Raw genomic sequence first — 223 nt, forward strand, 5'->3', positions numbered from 1 at the left:
GTTATGCCCAATTTATCAATGACCTGTTCAGCCAGTATCTGATAGACTTCTGACACGCCGGCCTCATATAAAGCATCCAATGTACGACCCAGCACGTCATCATTCAGATGTTCAGCATCAATACCGGGGCCAATCAAACGTTCAATCGGCTTATGCTGGAAAAAACCGGAAAACATGTGCAGTGTCCGGCTGTGAAACCCCAACCCGTTAAGGATCATCGCAA

The 223-nt window shown here is 47.1% G+C and carries 1 protein-coding gene; it reads right to left on the reverse strand.

The features are described from left to right. Positions 1-223 (reverse strand): DUF4277 domain-containing protein (locus tag ACGF5R_RS25095; protein ID WP_387693377.1); only part of this gene is annotated, 223 nt, incomplete at both ends.

It is taken from the genome of Photorhabdus sp. RM71S (assembly GCF_042879355.1).
Taxonomy (GTDB): Bacteria; Pseudomonadota; Gammaproteobacteria; order Enterobacterales; family Enterobacteriaceae; genus Photorhabdus; species Photorhabdus kayaii.